Origin of the sequence: Streptomyces sp. URMC 126, from assembly GCF_051386555.1 — a bacterium.
Taxonomy (GTDB): Bacteria; Actinomycetota; Actinomycetes; order Streptomycetales; family Streptomycetaceae; genus Streptomyces.
On record NZ_JBPQTX010000940.1, the window covers coordinates 1 to 265 of the forward strand.

Annotated in this window: 1 protein-coding gene; it reads right to left on the minus strand. The window is 61.5% G+C overall.

The annotated features are described in order from the left end of the window. Positions 1–36: 36 nt before the first annotated feature. Positions 37–265 (minus strand): hypothetical protein (locus ACSNOK_RS34585; protein ID WP_436784674.1); only part of this gene is annotated, 229 nt, incomplete at its 5' end.

Genomic DNA, 265 nt, shown 5'->3' on the forward strand with positions numbered 1-265 from the left:
GGTTTCGTATCGCGTGGGCTGGTACGCCCTATCGCCTTACTTCGCTTCGGCGCGCTTGGGCGGGCTCGCCGGCCACGACTTGATCAGGGTGTAGTAGTCGATCGTTTCGCCCTTCGGCTTCTCGTTCGCGAGCTTGCGCTGCGGAGCGATGGTGCCGTCCTTCTCGGCCTTCTTGTACCAGTACTCGGCGGTTTCCTTCTTGTTCAGCTTCGGTCCGCAGGCGCCCTGCACACCGGACTTCTCAAGACGTTCCATCACCGAATCC